At 45.6% G+C, this 250-nt stretch carries 1 pseudogene; it reads right to left on the reverse strand.

What is annotated here, in order from left to right:
• Positions 1–122: 122 nt before the first annotated feature.
• Positions 123–250, reverse strand: a pseudogene (locus SB658_RS26145) (cell division protein FtsZ); the annotation flags it as partial.

Raw genomic sequence — 250 nt, forward strand, 5'->3', positions numbered from 1 at the left:
ACAATCAATTCGTCATAGGTATAAAGCTTCTTTTTTCACTGGATAGATGATGGGGGATAGGAGGGGAGACTGGGCACAAAAAAGAAAAAGGACAAAACCCTGTGGGCTTGTCCTTTTTTACATCAGCCGCGTTTGTTGCGGTTTCTTAAAAATGTAGGAATGTCGAGGGCATCATCCGCCGGTTGTGATGTATGGCGGTTCACCGTGTTTTGATGCTGTGTTTCTTCTCGTTTCGGCTCACGTTTCGCAG

Source organism: Bacillus sp. SIMBA_008 (assembly GCF_046535495.1).
GTDB lineage: Bacteria > Bacillota > Bacilli > Bacillales > Bacillaceae > Bacillus > Bacillus subtilis.